Source organism: bacterium (genome assembly GCA_035945995.1).
Lineage (GTDB): Bacteria > Sysuimicrobiota > Sysuimicrobiia > Sysuimicrobiales > Segetimicrobiaceae > DASSJF01.
This window is the reverse complement of sequence record DASYZR010000166.1, coordinates 18,060-36,800: the sequence shown is the minus strand read 5'-3', so window position 1 is coordinate 36,800 and position 18,741 is coordinate 18,060. Positions and strand designations below refer to the sequence as shown.

Annotated in this window: 17 protein-coding genes; 6 read left to right on the top strand and 11 right to left on the bottom strand. The window is 69.9% G+C overall.

Annotated elements, in window-relative coordinates:
• Window positions 1–82 precede the first annotated feature (82 nt).
• From VGZ23_19640 to VGZ23_19630, 3 genes are all read left to right on the top strand, one after another.
• Window positions 83–715: a Crp/Fnr family transcriptional regulator gene (locus VGZ23_19640; protein ID HEV2359809.1), complete on the top strand. Its 633-nt coding sequence runs from the start codon at window positions 83–85 to the stop codon at window positions 713–715.
• Between the two features lie 204 nt (window positions 716–919).
• Window positions 920–1,663, top strand: a complete 744-nt coding sequence (locus VGZ23_19635; GenBank protein HEV2359808.1) for a hypothetical protein — start codon at window positions 920–922, stop codon at window positions 1,661–1,663.
• Window positions 1,664–2,237: 574 nt separating this feature from the next.
• Complete coding sequence (locus VGZ23_19630; protein ID HEV2359807.1) at window positions 2,238–2,870, top strand: cyclic nucleotide-binding domain-containing protein; 633 nt, start codon at window positions 2,238–2,240, stop codon at window positions 2,868–2,870.
• Window positions 2,871–2,910: 40 nt separating this feature from the next.
• Here the strand turns inward: VGZ23_19630 and VGZ23_19625 are convergent, their stop codons facing one another.
• From VGZ23_19625 to VGZ23_19600, 6 genes are read right to left on the bottom strand one after another with little or no spacing between them, the layout of a single operon-like run.
• On the bottom strand, window positions 2,911–3,969 hold the full coding sequence (locus tag VGZ23_19625) for a 4-hydroxythreonine-4-phosphate dehydrogenase PdxA (GenBank protein ID HEV2359806.1): 1,059 nt from the start codon (window positions 3,967–3,969) through the stop codon (window positions 2,911–2,913).
• The gene (gene treZ / locus VGZ23_19620; protein ID HEV2359805.1) at window positions 3,966–5,819 is read right to left on the bottom strand and encodes a malto-oligosyltrehalose trehalohydrolase; all 1,854 of its coding nucleotides are present in this window, start codon (window positions 5,817–5,819) and stop codon (window positions 3,966–3,968) included. Before treZ ends, VGZ23_19625 begins: the two co-directional genes overlap by 4 nt.
• The gene (locus VGZ23_19615; GenBank protein HEV2359804.1) at window positions 5,816–5,968 is read right to left on the bottom strand and encodes a hypothetical protein; all 153 of its coding nucleotides are present in this window, start codon (window positions 5,966–5,968) and stop codon (window positions 5,816–5,818) included. The genes treZ and VGZ23_19615 overlap by 4 nt, the downstream gene beginning before the upstream one ends.
• Entirely contained in the window at window positions 5,916–9,305 is a 3,390-nt protein-coding gene (gene treS / locus VGZ23_19610) for a maltose alpha-D-glucosyltransferase (protein ID HEV2359803.1), read from the bottom strand. The genes VGZ23_19615 and treS overlap by 53 nt, the downstream gene beginning before the upstream one ends.
• The gene (locus tag VGZ23_19605) at window positions 9,302–11,320 is read right to left on the bottom strand and encodes an alpha-1,4-glucan--maltose-1-phosphate maltosyltransferase (GenBank protein ID HEV2359802.1); all 2,019 of its coding nucleotides are present in this window, start codon (window positions 11,318–11,320) and stop codon (window positions 9,302–9,304) included. The genes treS and VGZ23_19605 overlap by 4 nt, the downstream gene beginning before the upstream one ends.
• Window positions 11,321–11,366: 46 nt before the next feature.
• On the bottom strand, window positions 11,367–13,472 hold the full coding sequence (locus VGZ23_19600) for a TrkA C-terminal domain-containing protein (GenBank protein ID HEV2359801.1): 2,106 nt from the start codon (window positions 13,470–13,472) through the stop codon (window positions 11,367–11,369).
• 135 nt (window positions 13,473–13,607) lie between these two features.
• Here VGZ23_19600 and VGZ23_19595 point away from each other — a divergent pair, with 135 nt between their 5' ends.
• Complete coding sequence (locus VGZ23_19595; protein HEV2359800.1) at window positions 13,608–13,814, top strand: hypothetical protein; 207 nt, start codon at window positions 13,608–13,610, stop codon at window positions 13,812–13,814.
• Between the two features lie 4 nt (window positions 13,815–13,818).
• Here VGZ23_19595 and VGZ23_19590 read toward each other — a convergent pair whose 3' ends face one another.
• From VGZ23_19590 to VGZ23_19570, 5 genes are all read right to left on the bottom strand, one after another.
• Window positions 13,819–14,661, bottom strand: coding sequence for a Fe-S cluster assembly protein HesB (locus VGZ23_19590; GenBank protein ID HEV2359799.1), 843 nt, complete (start codon window positions 14,659–14,661; stop codon window positions 13,819–13,821).
• A gap of 101 nt (window positions 14,662–14,762) precedes the next feature.
• Window positions 14,763–15,392, bottom strand: a complete 630-nt coding sequence (locus VGZ23_19585; GenBank protein HEV2359798.1) for a gamma carbonic anhydrase family protein — start codon at window positions 15,390–15,392, stop codon at window positions 14,763–14,765.
• Complete coding sequence (locus tag VGZ23_19580) at window positions 15,389–16,159, bottom strand: MBL fold metallo-hydrolase (protein HEV2359797.1); 771 nt, start codon at window positions 16,157–16,159, stop codon at window positions 15,389–15,391. The genes VGZ23_19585 and VGZ23_19580 overlap by 4 nt, the downstream gene beginning before the upstream one ends.
• Before the next feature lie 25 nt (window positions 16,160–16,184).
• Window positions 16,185–16,421, bottom strand: coding sequence for a hypothetical protein (locus VGZ23_19575; protein HEV2359796.1), 237 nt, complete (start codon window positions 16,419–16,421; stop codon window positions 16,185–16,187).
• A 45-nt stretch (window positions 16,422–16,466) separates the two neighbouring features.
• The gene (locus VGZ23_19570; GenBank protein ID HEV2359795.1) at window positions 16,467–16,865 is read right to left on the bottom strand and encodes a CBS domain-containing protein; all 399 of its coding nucleotides are present in this window, start codon (window positions 16,863–16,865) and stop codon (window positions 16,467–16,469) included.
• 243 nt (window positions 16,866–17,108) lie between these two features.
• Here VGZ23_19570 and VGZ23_19565 point away from each other — a divergent pair, with 243 nt between their 5' ends.
• Complete coding sequence (locus tag VGZ23_19565) at window positions 17,109–17,750, top strand: ABATE domain-containing protein (GenBank protein HEV2359794.1); 642 nt, start codon at window positions 17,109–17,111, stop codon at window positions 17,748–17,750.
• Between the two features lie 7 nt (window positions 17,751–17,757).
• Window positions 17,758–18,732, top strand: coding sequence for an NAD(P)-dependent oxidoreductase (locus VGZ23_19560; protein ID HEV2359793.1), 975 nt, complete (start codon window positions 17,758–17,760; stop codon window positions 18,730–18,732).
• Window positions 18,733–18,741: the final 9 nt, after the last annotated feature.

The following is an 18,741-nucleotide window of genomic DNA, read 5'->3' as shown; positions in this document are numbered from 1 at the left end:
GAATCCACCCCCGCTCGTTCGCAAACGATACCCGAGCAGTCACGTCTCACAGGGATGCGGTCGGGGCCGGCCTGGCGCGACGATGACCAACTCGACTGCCGTTGCCGCGATGTTGTTCGGGCCGAACTGCGCTTCGCGCCTGCGAAGACGCGCCCTCCGCAAGGGCGAATTCCTGACGCGCGACGGTGATCCCAGCAGCTATGTCTTTCGCGTGCAGGCCGGAGGCCTTATTCTCGTGTCGGAACGCGAGGACGGATCGTACATCGCCACGGATTGGGTGGGGCCGGGCGGCCTGGTCGGACTGGAGAACGCGATCCGCGGAGGGCCGTGCGAGTCCTCGTGCCGCGCGACGGTGGAATCCACGGTGCAGGGCCTGCCGGTCGGCGAGGTTCAACGTGCCCTGCGCGCCGACCCCGCCGTCGCGCTCGCGATCATGAATTATCTCAGCGATCGCGTGCGCTTTCTTGCCGGTCACGCCGAGACGTTGGCGCTGGAAGGCCTCGCCGTGCGCGTCAGACGCACGTTGCAGACGCTGGCGGAACGCGAGCTCGCCGACGGGCGACCGGCGTCCCTGCACCTGACGCAGGGCGACCTGGCGGCGCTCGCCGGGGCGAGCCGCCAGCGCGTGAACTCAGCGCTCATGGCACTCCGGCGCGCCGGCGTCGTCGAGTTGCGGGGAGGCGCCATCAAAATTCTTTCCCCGGCAGCCTTATGAGGTTCCCAACCCGTTCCGGCGCCCGGCGTCGTAACGTTCGATTTGCATCGTGCTCTTGTCTCGCACGCGACGGTCTATGTGTCTCCACCTTGACTGCCTCCCCGGCAGACTGTCCGTATCATCGGGCCGCTATCATTCCCGGCCCTCGCCGGAAAGAGGGGGAGGATGCGTATGGCCCGGAAATTACTCGTTGGGATAGTGCTCGTGGCGGTCGCAGTGACGGTTCCCTTGGCGCAGGCAGGTTCTGCGGCGATTCTCACGATTACGCCCGCACAGGCCCAGTCGGACTTCGAGGCAGCCAAGGGACGCGCCGGCTGCATCAGTCCCGATGAGAAAACGACGCTGCGGAACGCGGTTGCGCTACTCGCGCTTAATAAGGCGACGCAGCACTACGCGAAGCAGCGCGGCATCGCACCAAACGAAAACGCCTTCCTCATGTCATCCGACGCTCGGCCGGCGATCACGGCTTATGCCGCGAAGATGTATCGACGGTATCTCATCTTCCTCGGTCACCGCCTCATCCTCGCACGCGGCGCGGACTGCACCCGATCCATCGTCGCGTTCCTCAATGGCTCGGGGCTGCATGTCGTAGCCGAGGAAGAGTTGGCTCAGGTGGGCAACTTCAACACGGGTCCGCTGGAACTGGACCCAGACCCGTCATACCAGGGTGGCGCTGGCTGCTACAGTTGCGACAAGCCGGTGGACCTTTTCGCCCAAGGCGGCGGAAATGCGTTGGACCCGTGCTGCGGCTCCATCTCACTTTGGAATGTCGGTCAGTCATTCGTTGGCTACTCGGAAATCATTCTGGCGATGGGGGTCATGGGCATCTCCTTTCCGTCAAGTTCGCCCGTTACCATTAACCAAATCATGGGCGGATTGTTTCTCTTGGGCAAGGGGTTATCCGATCTCGCCGGCGCCGCCACGCACGAAGCCGGCGCATCCCATTAAGGCAGGGGGGTCGGCCATGAAGATGTCCCTTGGTCTGAAAGACGTAAGGGGATGGCTTGCTCTGGCTATAGGCGTCTACGTCTGGATTCCGAAGCCGGGCGGGACACTCGGGGTAATCAACCTGACAACCGATGCCATCCTCATCCCCTTCGGCCTGTGGCTCGCCTTCGGGAACGTGCGGTGGCCTTGGAGTCGTAGGGCGTAGGCGACAGGCTGCTCCACGAGGCCGGGCGGTCGCCACAGCCGCCCGGCCTTTTGCTAATGTCGTGCCAACGAGTTGTGTGGTAAGAGGCGGTAATCAGGGTACAGGAAGGTACTAGAAACCGCATAACAAGCCTGACGATGCGACGTTGCCCTCGACCATGCGTGCCGGAGTACACGCACCCGAACTACGGTTGCTTTCCTCACAGGGATCCCAGTGGACTCGAATTGACGATCCGTCAGGACACCGATCTGAATCGCGAACTCGAATCGGCGGGCCTGGCCAATCTCGCGGCTACCACACGCTGAGCCTGTCGGCCCTGGCATACCGTTTGGGAGCGAACAGCCGGCTGGCCGGCTCTTCGCGGCCGCCGTGTGCGCCGCTGTGCTCTTCTTCGGCGCAGGGCTCCTGTCATTCTTCCCCAAACCGGTACTGGGCGGTTTTCTCTTTTTTCTCGGCCTCTCGTTCCTCGTGGAGTGGCTGTACGACGCGTGGTTCAAACTGCCGCGCACCGATTATGTGCTGGTGCTGCTGATTCTCGCCGCCGTCGGCGCGGTGAACTTTCTGGCAGGTGTGGGCATGGGCGTGGTGGTGGCGATTGTGCTGTTCGTCGTCAACTACCGGTTGATGACGTATCTCGAGAAGCACCAGGTGGGCGAAGGCGACTATCTCGTGCGGCAGGGCAATCCGTCCGACGCGATGTACTTCATCGAGTCCGGTCAGTTGACGGCCCAGGTTGAGTTGCCCGATGGCCGGATCACGCGTCTGCGGACGATGCGCGGCGGCACGGTCGTGGGCGAGGTGCCCATGTACATCGGCGGTGTGCGCACCGCGTCGGTGGTTGCGCTCTCTCCCAGCACGTTCTACCGTCTATCGACCGGCAAGCTGCAGGAGATGGAGCACGACGCTCCCGATCTCGCGGCGGCCTTGCATAAATTCATCGCGCGACTGCCGGCAGAGCGATTGGCGGGACTGAACCGGACGTTGGAAGCGGCGTTGGGCTAAGAACGCCGGGCCCGCTGGTAAGGCGCCGCCGACCCGCGTCTCAGGGTGCGCGCACGGTTCCCGCGGCACGGCTGGAGGCGCCCATCCGGCAGGCGATCGCGAAGGCCCGGGTGAGCGCCTCTACGCCGGCCTTGTTCTGGCCGGCGATGTCGAACGCGGTACCGTGCGCCGGCGTGGTGATCGGGACGGGCAGGCCGCCCTGGACGGTCACCCCGCGCTCGAAGCCCATCAACTTGATCGCGATCTGCCCCTGGTCGTGGTACATCGTGAGAATGCCGTCGTAGAGACCGGCGCGGGCCCGCAAAAAGATCGTGTCGGCCGGAAACGGTCCGTCCATCGGGAGGCCTTCGGCGCGCGCCTCGCGCACCGCCGGCTCGATGATGTCGATCTCTTCCCGCCCGCAGGTGCCGCCCTCGCCGGCGTGCGGGTTGAGGGCCGCCACGGCGACCCGCGGCCGCCCGACCCCCGCCGCCTCGAGCGCGCGATAGAGCAGCCGGGCCGCGTCCTTGATGCGGTCGCGGCTGAGTGCTGCGGCGACGTCCCGGAGCGGAATGTGCGACGTGACGCGCGTGGTCCACAGCCCGCCTGTCCCGCGGCCGTCGGGGTCCAGCACGTTGAGCTCGCAGAAGTAGGTCCGTACCCCGAGATAGTCGGCGAAGAAGTGCAGCTCGTCCTCGAAGGCGAGTCCCCCCTGTTTCATCGCGAGCTTGTTGAGGGGCGCAAAGCAGATCGCGTCGATCTGGCCGGCGCGCGCGGCATCCAGGCAGATCGCCAGCGCGCGGAGGACCGAGGCGCCGCCCCCGGCGGTGGCCGTTGCGCGCCGCACGTCGTGCGGCGTCACGGTGTCGATCGGGAGGAAGAACGGTGCGCCCGGCTTCTCCCGGGTCCGCGCCTCGGCGATGGACGCGATCTCGTGGAGCGCCGTCCGCGTGCCGGCCACGCGCTGCCCGTCGTCCCACACCCACCGGTCGCCGACCACGACGGCGGTCGCCTGCCGCACCGGATCGCCGCGCGCCACGAGTTTTGCGATGAGCTCCGGCCCGATCCCGGCCGGATCGCCGAACGTCAGCGCGACAACGGGTTTGCGTTCCGGGGTCACGGGCGGCCTCCTTCGGCGCCCGGGTCCACGTCCGTCCCGAACAGCGCGAAGGACCACGGTGCGAGCGTGAGCATCACCGTGCCGCGGGACTCGAGGATCTCGGGCGCCGCGCGGCCGGGGCCGGCCCACCGCGCGTCCGCGGAGTCGATCACGAGTTTCCACGGGCCGGCCGGCACCGCCGCCTCGACCATCGCCGGAGACGCGGAGAAATTGAACGCGGCGACGACGGCGCTCCGCTCGTGCCAGCGGCGGACCAGGAGAACGCGGGCGTCGTCCCAGACGCGGACGTCCATGGTTCCCTTGCTGAGGTTGGCCAGCGCGGGATCCGTCTTGCGCAGCCGGATCAGGGCGGTATAGAGATCGAGCAGCACGCGGTGGCGCGGCTCGCGCGCGTGGCCGCGCGCGACCCGCGACCGTTCGAACGTCTCGGGCGACTGGGGATCGGGCGGCTCACTCTCCGGGTACTCTTCGTACCGGCCCTGCCGGACGGCCGCCGCGAGGCCCGGGTCCCCGTGGTCGGTGAAGTAGAGAAACGGCGCCGTCTCCCCATACTCTTCGCCCATGAAGAGGAGCGGCACGAACGGCGAGAGCAACACCGTCCCCGCCGCCAGTTTGAGCGCCTCGAACCCGACGAGCGCCGTCAGCCGCTCGCCGAGCGCCCGGTTGCCGGCCTGGTCGTGATTCTGGGCGAAGACGACGAACCGCTCGGCCGGGATATCGAGCGACGGCGCCCCGAACCGGCGCCGGAGATAGGGCGAGTACCGGCCCGCGAGCACGAACCCGTCGGTCCACGCCCGCGCCAGGTCCGCGGCGCCGTCGAAGTCCATGTAGTAGCGCATTCGCTCGCCCGTGAGCAGCGCGTGGAGCGCATGGTGAAAATCGTCGTTCCAGTCCGCGTCGAGGCCGTACCCGCCGCGGTCCGGCGGCCGCAGCAGGCGCGGATCGTTGAGACCGCTCTCCGCGATCACGTGCACCGCGCGGCCGGCCGCCCGCGCACGGTCGTGGACGGCGCCCGCCAGTTCCTCGAAGATGTGGCGCGCGGACTGGTCGACGACCGCGTGGAGGGCGTCGAGGCGCAGCGCGTCGACGTGAAACTCCTCGACCCACCAGCACGCGTTGTCGACCACGAACTGCCGCACCGCATCGCTGTCGGGGCCGTCGAAGTTCATCGCGTCCCCCCAGGGCGTCCGGTAGCGGTCCGTAAAGTACGGGCCGAATGCTCCGAGGTAGTTCCCTTCGGGACCGAGGTGGTTGTAGACGACGTCGAGCACAACGGCGAGCCCCCGGCGGTGGCAGGCGTCCACGAGGCGCTTCAGCCCCTCCGCCCCGCCGTACTCCGGATGCACGGCGTAGAGATACACGGCGTCGTATCCCCAGTTGCGCCGGCCGGGAAACTGCGCCACCGGCATCAGCTCGATCGCGGTCACCCCGAGGTCGGCGAGCGCCTCGAGCTCGCCCATCACTCCGTCGAACGTGCCCGCCGCGGAAAACGCGCCGACGTGCAGTTCGTAGATGACGTACTCTGCGAGCGGGAGCCCGCGCCACCCGGCGTCCTTCCACGCAAACGCCGCATCGACGACCTGCGACGGCCCGTGGACGCCGTCCGGCTGCAGGCGGGACGCCGGATCGGGGTAATCGACCGTGCCGTCGAGCACGTACCGGTATCGCGCCCCGGCCTCGACATCCGGGACCACGGCCTCGTAGTAGCCCCCGTCGCAGGATGCGAGCGCGACGCGCCGGCTGCGCGGGGTGACCAGGTACACCTCGACCGCGCTGGCCCGCGGCGCCCAAACGCGGAACCGGCAGCGGCCGCCGGGGAGCAGGACGGCGCCCGGCGTGCCGTCGCTCATGCGCGCGGCCGGCCGAGCAGCATCAGCATCCCGGTGAGCGGGATCCAGGCCCACGAGGGGCGGCTGTTGAGTTCGTAGGCGAGCTCATAGGCGGCCTTATCGAGGAGGTACGTGTCCAGCAGCAGCTGCGCGCCCGGATCGGACGGCACGATCGGCGTGCCCGCGGCCGCGGCGAAATATCCGGCGAGGAACGCCGTCGACACCCAGGACGTCCACAGGCGCGCGCCGGTCCGCAGCTGCGCCTGGAGCTCCGACGCGCGGGGGGGCGGCCTGATCGGCGAACGCGACCAGCGCCGCGTAGTGGAACGACCGCAGCATGCCGGCGACATCGCGCAGGGCCGGCCGCTTGTGCCGGCGCTCCGACAGCGGCCGGGCCGGCTCGCCCTCGAAGTCGATGATGACGAAGTCCTTGCCCGTCCACAGCACCTGCCCGAGGTGGTAGTCGCCGTGACCGCGGCTGCGGACGGCGTTGATCCGGGCGTCGAGCAGCGGCCTCAGCCGTCCGAGCAGTTCGTCCTCGGCGGCGGCGACCTCCTCGGCCATGGGCCGCGCGACCTCGTCGAGCGCGCCCAGGTTCCGGCGCAGCGTCTGCAGGCTCCGCCGCACCGTGGTCCGCACCGATTGGTAGATCGAGCGCTGATACATCGCGGTGAAGGGCTCGGGGGCGAAGTCCGGATCCCGCGCATCCGAGGCCAGGGCCACGTGCAGCTCGCCCGTGCGCCGCCCGAGCAGCCGCGCGTCGCCGAGGTACGGGCCGATCCACGAGACGATCTCGACCGGGATCTCGGCGCGCGCGAGCGTGAGCAGCGCCTCGCTCGGCGGCGCCGGCACCGGGCCCCCCGCCGCGACCCGTTCATAGTAATGCCCCAACTCGTCCAGCGTGTACGTCCACGCGTCGCCCTCGTTGGGGACGAACTGCGACAGGATGGCGACGGTGCGGGTCTCGCCGCCGGCGCGGTACTCGATGGCGCCGGCAACCTGTGGAGTGTGCGGAAACGCCGCGCGCTCGGTGAGAAACCGGCCGACCTCGAAATCCGGGTGGATCCCGGCCTCGGGCCGGCGGAACAACTTCAGAATGCACCGGCCGCCGTAGACGAGCGAGGTGTTGCTCTGCTCGCCGCGCAGGACCCTCGCCTCGTTCACCGCGACCTCATCCCCCGACGGGGACGCCTCGACCGGCGATCCCTCCCCGTCGGTTCGGGGGGGCGGGGAGAGGACCCGCCGGAACGCCTGCGTCTGCACGCCGGCCAGATCGGCGTGGCCGCCGCGGGCCCGCCGCCGGCGGGCGATCACGTCGAGCAGCGCCGAGGCGGTCCACCGGTCGTAGACGCCGTCGTACAGCACGCCGTCGCCCGCGGCCTCGCGGAGGTCGGCGATGACGGCGTGCGGCAGGTCGCGTCGGACCGCGTCCGCGCCGGCGCCGGCGGGGACGAACGCCAGCGGCAGCGCGTAGACGTCGGGATCGCCTTCGACGTAGTCGACGCGGAGCAGCGCGAGGTACGCGGACGCGTCCGCCCCGAGGGGCAGCCGCACCGCGTTTTGGATCTCCACGCCGCGCACCACCCGTCCCTTGCCGCCGAACCACCGGCGGCCGCGGACATACGTCGACAACACGTCGGTCAGCGCGTGGTCCCGGCCGGCCACGAGCGCATCCCATCCCTCCGGCGCGGCCACGAGCGCCCGCGCCTCCGGCTCGGGCTGAGGCGCGCCCCGCGCCGCCGGGCGCTCCAGCGCGAACCAGTAGAAGGTGTGCGGCCCGAGGGTCAGGAGGTACGGCAGGTCGCCGATCGGCGGGAACGGCGTGCGCCCGAACACCTCCACCGGCACCATGCCGTGCCACGCCTGAAGCGGCAGTTCGACGTACTGCACGAACCGCGACAGGTTCGCGACCACGAGCAGTTGCTCGTCCTCGTAGCGGCGCAGGAACGCCAGCACCTTCCGGTTGTCCGGCTGGAGAAACTCGAGCATGCCGCGGCCGAACGCGCGGTAGCGCTGCCGCATCGCGATCACCCGGCGCATCCACCAGAGCAGCGAGTGCGGATTGTCGTGCTGCCCCTCGACGTTGACGGTCTCGTAGTGGTATTCGGGGTCGATGATCGCCGGCAGGAAGAGCCGCTGGGGGTTGGCCCGCGAGAAACCGGCGTTGCGGTCCGGGCTCCACTGCATCGGGGTCCGGACGCTGTTCCGGTCGCCGAGATAGATGTTGTCGCCCATGCCGATCTCGTCGCCGTAGTAGATCACCGGCGTGCCGGGGATCGACAACAAGAGCCCGTTCATCAATTCGATCCGCCGGCGGTGGTTGCCGAGCAGGGGCGCGAGGCGGCGGCGGATGCCGAGGTTGATCCGCGCCGCCGGGTCGTGCGCGTAGACCCGGTACATGTAATCGCGGTCCTCGTCCGTCACCATCTCGAGCGTGAGTTCGTCGTGGTTGCGGAGAAACATGGCCCACTGGCAGGTCGGGGGAATCGGCGGCGTCTGGGAGAGGATCTCGATGATCGGGAACCGGTCCTCCATGCGGATCGCCATGAAGAGGCGCGGCATGAGCGGGAAGTGGAACGCCATCTGGCACTCGTCGCCGTCACCGAAGTAGGCGATCGCGTCCTCCGGCCATTGGTTGGCCTCGGCGAGGAGGACCCGGGCCGGGAACCGCTCGTCGATGTGCCGGCGCAGCGCCCTGAGAAACGCGTGCGTCTCGGGCAGGTTCTCGCAGATGGTGCCCTCGCGCTCGTACAGGTAGGGCACCGCGTCGAGCCGCATGCCGTCGACGCCCTCCCCCAACCAGAAGTCCACCACGTCGAGCATCGCCGCGCGGACCGCCGGCGAATCAAAGTTGAGGTCGGGCTGGTGCGAGTAGAACCGGTGCCAGTAGTACGCGTGGGCCACGGGGTCGAGCGTCCAGTTGGAAGGCTCGAAATCGCGGAAAATGATGCGCGCGTCGCGATACCGGTCCGCGGTGTCGCTCCAGACGTAGAAATCGCGCGCCACGCTCCCCGGCGCCGCCCGGCGTGCCCGCTGAAACCACGGGTGGCGGTCCGAGGTGTGGTTCAGGACCAGTTCGGTGATGACGCGGAGCCCGCGGGCGTGGGCCCCCGCGAGAAACGCGCGGAAGTCGCGCATCGTCCCGTACGCCGGATGGATGCCGGTGTAGTCGGCGATGTCGTAACCGTCGTCCTTGAGCGGCGAGGGGTAGAACGGGAGGATCCACAGCGCGGTCACGCCGAGACTCTGGATGTAGTCGAGTTTGGAGGTCAGCCCGGCGAAGTCGCCGACGCCGTCGCCGTTGCTGTCGGCGAACGCCCGGACGTGCACCTCATAGACGACGGCGTTCTTGTACCAGAGCGGATCGCTCCCGGCGGGGAACGGGACGGCGTGCGGACGCCGCCGCGCGCCGGGCTCCGGGCGGCGGCGGGCGGCGACAGCGCCTCCCCCTTCGTGGGACTCACGCCGCGAAGACGGGGCCGAACCGCCCCGCGAAGACGGGGTCACGGCGCCCGGTCCAGGCGAAAGATGTGCGCCGGCTGCTCGGCCGGACGCAGCACGACGTAGTTCCGCCGGCCGCGCCAGGTGTAGCGCGCGTCCGTCAGCAGGTCCGTCACGGCATACGGGTCGTCCGGACCCAGGCCGAGGGCGGGCAGCGACAGCGTGGTCCAACCCGACTGTGCGAACGCCGGATCGAGGTTCACGACGACGAGCACCGCCGCGCCGCCTGCCTGCCCCGCGCCGCCAGCCGGCGCCGTCTTGCTGTAGCAGAGCAATTGGTCGTTGTCCACCGAATGAAACACGAGCGTGTCGTCGCGCTGCAGCGCCGGGTGGGCCCGCCGGATCGCGTTGACGCGGGCGATCAGGCCGCGCAGGCTGTCCGGCCGGTCGAGGTCCCAGCGCTTGATCTCGTATTTCTCGGCGTTGAGGTACTCCTCGCTGGCCGGGGGCGGGTTTCCCGGGGCGGCCGACCGGTGCTCAAAGAGCTCGAAGGCCGGCCCGTAGATGCCGAAGTTCGCCCCGAGCGTGGCCGCGAGCACGAGGCGCACCGCGAACGCGGGCCGGCCCCCGTCCTGGAGGTACTTGTGGAGGATGTCCGGCGTGTTGGGCCAGAGGTTGGGCCGGAAGAAGTCGCGCACGGGGGGGCGGGTCAATTCCGTGAAGTATGCCGTCAGATCGGCCTTGGTGGTGCGCCAGGTGAAGTAGGTGTACGACTGCGTGAAGCCCACCTTCGCAAGCCGGTACATCACCTTCGGGCGCGTGAACGCCTCCGCGAGGAAGATGACGTCGGGGTCGGTGCGGTGGATCTCCGCGATCAACCACTGCCAGAACGCGAACGGCTTCGTGTGGGGATTGTCCACGCGGAAAATGCGCACGCCCTCGCGCATCCAGAACCGCACGACGCCGAGGAGCTCTTTCCACAACCCCCGCCAGTCGTCCGAGTCGAAGTCGAACGGGTAGATGTCCTGATACTTCTTCGGCGGGTTTTCGGCGTACTGGACGGTGCCGTCGGGCCGCCGGCGAAACCACTCCGGGTGCTCGCGGACGTACGGATGGTCCGGCGCGCACTGGTACGCGAGATCGAGGGCGATCTCCAGTCCGTGCTCGCGGGCGCGCGCGAGGAGGCGGCGAAAATCGTCGATCGTCCCGAGGTCGGAATGGATCGCGGTGTGGCCGCCTTCGGCGGCGCCGATCGCCCAGGGGCTCCCCGGGTCCTCCGGACCGGCCGTCTCGGAGTTGTTGCGGCCCTTGCGGTGCGCGCGGCCGATCGGATGGATCGGCGGCAGGTACAGCACGTCGAACCCCATGCCGGCGACGTACGGCAGGCGCCGTTCGCAGTCGGCAAAGGTGCCGTGGCGGCCCGGCTCCGGCGAGGTCGACCGCGGAAACATCTCGTACCACGCGCCGAAGCGCGCGCGCTCACGGTCCACGACGAGGGTGAGCTCGGGGGCGTAGCGCGACGCGCCGTCCCGCGCGGGGTGCCGGCGCATCGTGTCGGCCAGCTCCGCCGAGAGCGCCATCCGGACCGCCTCCTCATCACCCGTCTCGAGACGCCCGGCCCACCCGGTCAGCCGCGCACGGTCCGAGGGCGTCTGTGGCCCGCGCCGCCGGCTCGGCGCGCGCCCGGCCGCGGCCCGGACCATCTCGGCGCCGATCCGCAGATCCACCCGCACGTCCTGCCCCGCCTCGACCCGTCTGGTGAGATCGTGCGCCCACGTCGAAAACGGATCGACCCACGCCTCCACCGTGAAGCGGTACCGGCCGGCCCGTGCCGCGACAAAGATGCCCCGCCAGCGGTCGTTGTCCAACGGGAGGAGCGGCGTCTCGCTCCAGCCCCCGCGCGAGACGGCATCGCCCTCCCACCGGTACCGCAGCACACCGGCCAGCAGCTCGTGGCCGTCGGCGAACGCGTCGCACTCGACGACAACGGTGTCCCCGGCGGTCCGCTTCGCGGGGAACCGCCCGCCGTCGATCTCAGGCGTCACGCCCTCAATCGCGACCCGTCCGGGTCGGTCCTTCATGGCGGACTCGTGCCGAGGCGTCCGCGGGCTCATACCGGCAACCGTCTCACCGGAGCGCGATGATGTCGTCCAGCCGCACGCTGTCTCCCCGGGTCGTGGCGACGGTGATGTGGTCGCCGCCGTGCAGCACGGTGTCGCCCCGGGGGACCAGCATCCGCGTGCCCCGGCGCAGCGCGATGACGAGACTGTCGGGCGAGACCGTTAGCGCGCTCAGCGGACGGCCGGCCACGGGCGACTCGGAGGGGATCGCGAAGTGCACCAGCCGGGTGCCGAGATAGACGCGTTCGGCCGCGGTCCCGCGGTCCACCTGGTCCAGGATTTCCGGAAAACGCGGCGGGTACAGGTCGTACAGGTACCGGTACATCGCGTCGATGAGGAAGTCGACGTCGCCGGCCGCCATCCACGTCCGCTGGACGTGGTCGAGACAGAGAAAGACGTTGCGGCAGTGCTCGCGCGCCTCGAGCAGCACGCGCCGCCAGCGGGCCGCGTTGCGGAAATCCTCGTCGAGCGCGCGGTACGCGTCGAGCAGCTGCTCCGCGCCGCGCCCCGCCTTGTCGCGGAAGTCCGTCGCGTAGTCGAGCTGCCGGAACGCCTCGCTCGGATCGTAGTCGTGGCGCTCCTCACGGAGCCGTTCGAGCGCGAAGCGGAGATACGCGATCCGCGTGTCGAGCAGGCCTTCCGGCAACCGGCCGAGCCCGACGAGAATCCGCGGGTCGACCCGGTCTTCGGTCGCCGGATAGCGCTCCGGATAGAACTGCAGCATGACCATGAGCGCGTCGGCCAGCATGAGCCCGTACAGGTAGGGCCGCTTGTTGAGCGCCTCGCTCGGCTGCCAGCCCCAGTTGTCGGCCTGCTTGAGCAGGCGGAAGCCGACCGCGATCCGCTTCTCGATCGGGAAGCGGTAGAGCAGATAGCCCTCGTCACAGAGCACCGACGCGTGGATGCCCACGGGCGACAGCAGCCCGAACGCGCGCAGCAGCCATCCAAACAGCCCCACGACGTACTTGCCGGGCTCCCAGTAGATGAACGGATGCGGCCGGAAGATCGCCGGCACCACGTCGACCCCCCCGGCCTCGCCCGCGTACAGCGGCGGGTACTGGCCGTCCGAGCGGAGCAGCACGCGGGTCTCCGGCGCCCACCCCATGCCCTGGTGCTCGACGCGCGCTTCGGGGGGGCCGGGCAGCGTCTCGAGATACTCGTCGGGCGTGGAGAAATTGACGGTCGCGTCGGACGACCCGAGCACCTGCTTCCACGCCGCCTGCAGCACGTCGAGCGCGACATCGCCGAAGTCCATCAATTCGAGATCCTGAATGTACAGGATCAAGCCTCCGTCCGGCGCGGCCGCCAGCGCCTCGCGGAGGGTGGTCGCGTACTCCTCGACGCCGCGGGCGCGATCGATCGGAAAATCGAGGTAGCGGTGCTCGCGGTACTCCGTGTCGAACACGTAATAGGAGCCCATCATGTAGCCCTGCGAGCGCACCTCCTGCGGGTACATGCGGGTGACCGGGCGCCAGATCTCCTGCGAGACGCGGAAGTGCCGCGGCAGCGCGATGATCCGCCGCCCGATGAGAAACGGGCGGTGCACGTAGTCGTGCGACGGATCGGAGGTCGTGTAGACGCCCTTGCGGTTGCTCAGGTGCGGGTGGACGATCGCGTCGATGCCGGCGTCCTCGAGGGCCGGCGCAAACCGCGGGTGCACCGAGCATTCGGTGAAGAAGAACACGCGGTGCCGCGGCTTGGGCGCGCCGACGAGATCGTGGAGGGCCTCCTGGTTCAGGCGCAGCTCCTCGACCAGCTCTCCCGGCTCGAGCAGCACCGCGTGCGTGTGATGCGCGGTTGTGTACAGCGGATAGATCGTATGATCGCGGTACGCGCGCCGCAGCTCTTCGAACGTGCGCGGGAGAATCGTGCGGATCTGAAAGAACAGATCGTTCGAGATGTCGACCGTCACCCGGACGCCCATCCCGCTGGCGAACGCGATGAGATCGCGGTAGATGTTGCGGCCTTCTTTGGCCCGCCGCCGCAGGTAGTTCTCCGGGGGCACCGCCTGCGCGATGCGCATGTCCGGGACGGCGCTTTGCAGGTGCGCGGGCAGGTCCCAAAGCGGTTCGTGGGCATGGAAAGCCAGGATGACGTGAACGGTCTTGGGCATCAATCTACATCTTTCCCCGTTGCCGGCGGGATGGCCTCTTCAGTTTTTTCGCCTGGGCGGGCAGGACAGCGTCGGTGAGCACGGAATCCCCCGCTGCTCAGACAGGAACGGTTCACGCTGCGGCCGGGCGATTCTGTGCTTGCGCCGCGGGAGGTGCCCCATGTCTGGGCGCACGTCGGTGACTCGCGCGGCAAAATCCTGATCGCGTTTACGCCCGCCGGCAAGATGGAAGCGTTCTTCCGCGAAGTCACGAGGGCCAACGCAATGCCGCCGCAGGACCCGGCGCTCTGGCGCGCCCACGGCATGGAGCTCCTTGGGCCGCCGCTGGCCGTTGAACCCTAGGTCTTCACGATGCCGGCTCGACCCAGTGCCGCGTGAGGTACAGCCAGAACGCCAGTCCGGCGTACCGGCCGTAGCGACGGAATCGCCTGGCGATAGTCCGATCCGCGACCTGCCGCCGGCGTCCTGAGAGGCGGGCGAACGCCGGCCGTGTCCACGAGTCGAAGACGAGGCGCGAGTATCGTCCCACGAGCAGCATGATGTGGGCGACCGCGTACGGCCCGACGCCGGGGAGGTCCCCGAGGCGCTCGGCCACCTCCTCGTCCGTCAGGGCCCCGGGCGTGCCGGGACGGCGGCCGAGCGCTTCCAGGTCCACCTCGCCGCGCGCGACGCGGCGTGACAGCGCCAAGAGGTACGGTCCGCGGTAGCCGGCGTGGACGACGTTCTTGTAGAAGGCCGGCCGCGCCGCCGCCATCGCCGCCGGCGAGGGAAACGCCCGGCCGATCCACCCACGGACGGGCGCGCCGGGAACGGGCGCGCCGAGGTGCTCCACGAGCGCCGTCACCATCCGGCGCGTGAGCGCCCACGAGCAGTTCGTCGTGCAGACCGTCTTGACGACGTCTTCGAACACGGTGGGGCTGCGGATCAGCCGCCCCGCGCCGGCGCACGCCCAGGCGAGATCGGGATCGTCCGCCGCGAGCGCGTAGAATTCGGCCAGCGGCTCGTCGAGCCGCAGCACGTGGCGCACCGCCGCGACCACCCGCCCGGCGATCCGCGGACCCGTGGCCGGCCCGAGAATCCGTACGAGGCCGAATCCGGGACCGCCCTCGGTGATCCGGATCAGGCGCGGCCGTCCCCCGTTGACCGGCAGCGTCATCTCGAACGCGCGCGAGGCCGCGTCGACCCGCATCGGCGGCAGCTCGGTGAGCCCGTGCGACAGGCAGGTCCGCCACAGGTCAATCGGCTCGCCGTCCGGACCGGCAAGGGGGAACTCGAACGCGCCGTCGGCAGTCAGCGGTTGCCACGCAGGATCTTGTCGGCTCGATGCGCGCCCAAGGCCCGGACGTACTTGCGCATGACGTCGTCCATGACGCTCGCACGCGTCCTCCCCGCCGAGGCGACGCCAAAGACATAGCGCATGAAGTCGAGGCGGCCGAGCTCGTCGTGGACCGACGGGGCCCGCCCGGGTGGATAGATCCGGCCGGGACGCCCGAAGGCGATGTGCCCCATGGGCACCCGCGTGCCGCCGGCCAGCTCGGTGTCGACGTGCACTTTGCCGCCCAACGCCACGGTGCAGGCTTCACCCAGGACGGCGCCGTTGAAGATCATCGCGCCGGTGGCGATGAAGCTGCGCGCCCCCACGGTACACCCCGCCAGGTAGGCATGCGGTCCCACGAGAACGCGTTCTGCGAGCCGGAGCGGAAACCGGCCGGCGGCGCGCAACACCGCCTGCTCCATGATGACGCACTCCGCGCCGACCGTGAGCGCCGCCCCGCCCTCGGCCGTCAGCACCGCGCCGTACAGGACGCGCGCATGCGGTCCCACCTGCACCGGACCCGACAGCACGGCGTTGGGGGCCACCCAGGCGCTCTCATCCACGTGCGGCCGTTTCCCCAGATGCTCGATCCGCATCGCGCTCACGACGACCCGGTGATGGCCGTGGCGACGCCCGGCCGGAGCAGCTGCAGGCGGCCGCCGATCCCGAGCGCGGCGAAGGACTGCACCACGTCCCCGCAGCCCTCCGAGAAGTGCGCCCACCCGTCGCAGTGCACCGGCACGATGAGTGCGTCCGGAAAGGCGGACGCGGTTTCAATCACGTCGTTGGCGTCCATGGTGAGATGAAACGCCCCGCGCGTGCGGGCGGCGCCGGCAAACACCAGCACGAGACCGACGCGATACCGGCGGGAGACCTCCGCCACGCCCTCGTACCAGACCGTGTCCCCGGTGATGTAGATCGCAGACCCGCGCTGATCACCGACCGTGACGACGAATCCGATGACGTCGCCGGCCAGCGGCTCGATCCCTGCGGGGCCATGCCGCGCCGGGGTGGCGGTGACCCGAAGCGCCCGCCCGTCCGGTTTCGTAACGTCGGTTGTGTCCCACGGCGCCAGGCCCTCCGCCCGTCCACCGAGGCGCGCCGCGCCGGCCTGCGTCGTCAGCACGCGGCCGGCGGTACCCAGGCAGGCCCTCCCGGCCGTGTCGAGGTTGTCGGCGTGTTGGTCGTGACTGAGCAGCACCACATCCACGGGCCCGAGGGCCTGCGGATCGAGCGCCGGCCCCGACGTCTTGACGAGCATCGTATGCGGCAGGCGATATTCGCCGGGACCGTCGAAGGTCGGGTCGGTCAGCAGGCGGAATCCGCCCGCTTCGATCAGGACGGTCGGTCCGCCGATCAGGGTCAATTTCACCTCAGGCGGCTCCGGGAGGCGCCGCCTACCGCCGCCGGCGCAGGGCGCCGATCGCCGCGAGGCCGATGAATGTCGCCGCCAGCACCCGGCGGGTCGGTACCCACTCCCAGGAGGACGGGCGCCCGGCCGCGGCGTGGGCGGGCCGCTCCGCACCACCCCGCCGCGCAAGAACGTCCTGCCGCGCGGCGGAGCTTGCCCGGCGGTCCCGCTCCGCTTCCCGGCGGTATGACGCGAGACGTTCCGTCGCCAACCATTCATACATCCTTGCGCTCCACATCACGAGACCCCTTTCCTGCGCCGGACGGGCCTACGGGAGCACCGCGGTCCAGGGCAGCAATCCAACCAGACGTCCGCCGTCGAGCACCGGGAGCGCCTCGTGCCGTCCGGTCCGCATCAGCACCGCGGCGTCCTCGAGGGACGCGTCCGCGGAAATCGAGGGGACCGGCTCCACGACGCGCGACACGGTCAGCCGGTCGAGCACGTTGCGCAACTCGTACACGTCGAGCGTCGTGACGTCCGACGGCGTGAGCCGCAGCAGCCCCTTCTCGGACACCAGGCCGACGAACCGCTCGCCGTCGCACACCGGCAGCGCCGCGGCGTCGTGTTCCCGCAGCAGCCGCAGCGCGGTGGCCACGGTCGTTCGGGGAGTGATCACCGGCGACGAGACAACGGCACTTCGAAGCCTAGACGAGCGCACTCCGATCATCTTCCGTCCTCCCTTCGGGCTGTTTCCGACGCTCCCATCGTAGGTGGAACGGGGCGCCGCATCTATCCGCTCCTGTCACTCAAACCGGCCAGGCACCGTCGTGTCGGCGGGTCCATCGGTTGGCCGCCCGCCGCCTCGCTCGAGCCCGCGCTTGCGCCCGCCCGTATAACCTACTATAATATTTTTGACAGTCAGAACTGTACCATAGGCGATCTAACTTGTCAACTTCAAGTAGGTGGTTATATGGCAAGTGCTGAGGCCGACCCGCCGGCCGGGCCGGAGTATGCGTTCGAGTTCACCGGCGGGCGGCTGTGCCTCGACTTCGTGAACACGGTGAGCGGGACGCGGGCCGAGCCGAAGGAGCGTCTCACGACGTATGCCGATCTCGTCGCCTGGGGCCGGCAGGCCGGCGTGCTCGGCGAGCGCGAAGCGCAGCGTCTGGGTCAGCTCGCGAAGCGCCGCCCCGGCGAGGCCGGCAGGATCCTCGCGGACGCGGTACAGCTGCGCGAAGCGATGTTCAGGATCTTCTGCGGCGCGGCCGAGTGCCGGGCCCAGCGGCCCGGCGACATGAACATCCTCAACGCCATGCTGAGCCGCGCGCTCGGCCAGGTCCGGCTCGATGCGACCGCGGAGGGGTGCGTGCGGGTTTGGGCCGGCGGTGCGGAGGCGATGGACCGCATGCTCTGGCCCGTGCTGCGCTCGGCGATGGACCTGCTCACCTCGGACGACGAGCGCGAGCGGATCCACAAGTGCGAGAGCCCCACGTGCGACTGGCTGTTCCTGGATACGAGCCGCAACCACAGCCGGCGTTGGTGCGACATGAAGACCTGCGGCAACCGGGCCAAGGCCCACCGCTACTATGCCCGGCACAAACATGGGGACTGATGGTCCGCTGAAGATCTTTCTCGCGGGCGCCACGGGGGCCGTCGGCAGGCGGCTCGTGCCGCTGCTCGTGGCCGGCGGCCACGAGGTGGTCGGGGCGACGCGTACGTCCGCCCGCGCGGAGGGCCTGCGGACCGCGGGCGCCGAAGCCGTCATCGTCGACGCGCTGGACCGCGACGCCGTCGTCCGCGCCGTCGTCTCCGCGCGCCCGGACGTCGTCATCCACCAGGTCACCGCGCTGGCCGGCGTGCGCCGCCTCAGGAACTTCGATCGGGAGTTCGCCGTCACCAACCTGCTGCGCACCGAAGGCACGGCGAATCTGCTCGCGGCGGCGCGCGCCGCCGGCGCGACGAGGTTCATCGCGCAGAGTTACACGGGCTGGCCCAACATCCGCGAGGGCGGCCGCGTGAAGACCGAAGACGACCCGCTCGATCCGGCTCCGCCGGCCGCGATGAGACAGACCCTCGACGCCATCCGGCTCCTCGAGGCCGCGGTCTCCGGCGCGCCGGACATGACGGGCATCGTGCTGCGCTACGGCAGCTTCTACGGTCCCGGCACGTCGCTCGGCGCCGGGAACGGCGCGGACGCGGGCGACATCCTGCGTTTGGTGCGTCAACGCAAGTTTCCGATCGTCGGCGGCGGACGCGGCGTGTGGTCGTTCACGCACATCGACGACGCGGCGGCCGCGGCACGGCTCGCCGCGGAGGGAGGGCCGGCCGGGATCTACAACATTGTCGACGACGAGCCGGCGGAGGTATCGGCGTGGCTGCCGGAGCTGGCGCGGGCGATCGGTGCCAAGCCGCCGTTCCGGGTGCCGGCGTGGCTCGCGCGCGGGCTCATCGGGGACGCGCTGCTCGTGATGATGACGAGCGCGCGCGGTTCGTCGAATGCCAAGGCGAAGCGCGTGCTCGGCTTTGGGCCCCTCTACCCGACCTGGCGGGACGGCTTTCGCCGCGGCCTCGCCGTGGCGGCACCCACGCCGTGATATAGTGAG

Bases quoted from the DNA above. Each gene is read 5' to 3' on its own strand.
- VGZ23_19590 (HEV2359799.1), bottom strand. From the start codon at position 14,661: ATGCGGGTCGACGCGGCCTCGCGCGCGTTCGAGATGACGCTGCCGGTC.
- VGZ23_19640 (HEV2359809.1), top strand. From the start codon at position 83: ATGACCAACTCGACTGCCGTTGCCGCGATGTTGTTCGGGCCGAACTGC.
- VGZ23_19570 (HEV2359795.1), bottom strand. From the start codon at position 16,865: ATGATCGGAGTGCGCTCGTCTAGGCTTCGAAGTGCCGTTGTCTCGTCG.
- VGZ23_19565 (HEV2359794.1), top strand. From the start codon at position 17,109: ATGGCAAGTGCTGAGGCCGACCCGCCGGCCGGGCCGGAGTATGCGTTC.
- VGZ23_19605 (HEV2359802.1), bottom strand. From the start codon at position 11,320: ATGAAGGACCGACCCGGACGGGTCGCGATTGAGGGCGTGACGCCTGAG.
- treZ (HEV2359805.1), bottom strand. From the start codon at position 5,819: ATGAGCGACGGCACGCCGGGCGCCGTCCTGCTCCCCGGCGGCCGCTGC.
- VGZ23_19600 (HEV2359801.1), bottom strand. From the start codon at position 13,472: ATGCCCAAGACCGTTCACGTCATCCTGGCTTTCCATGCCCACGAACCG.
- VGZ23_19575 (HEV2359796.1), bottom strand. From the start codon at position 16,421: ATGTATGAATGGTTGGCGACGGAACGTCTCGCGTCATACCGCCGGGAA.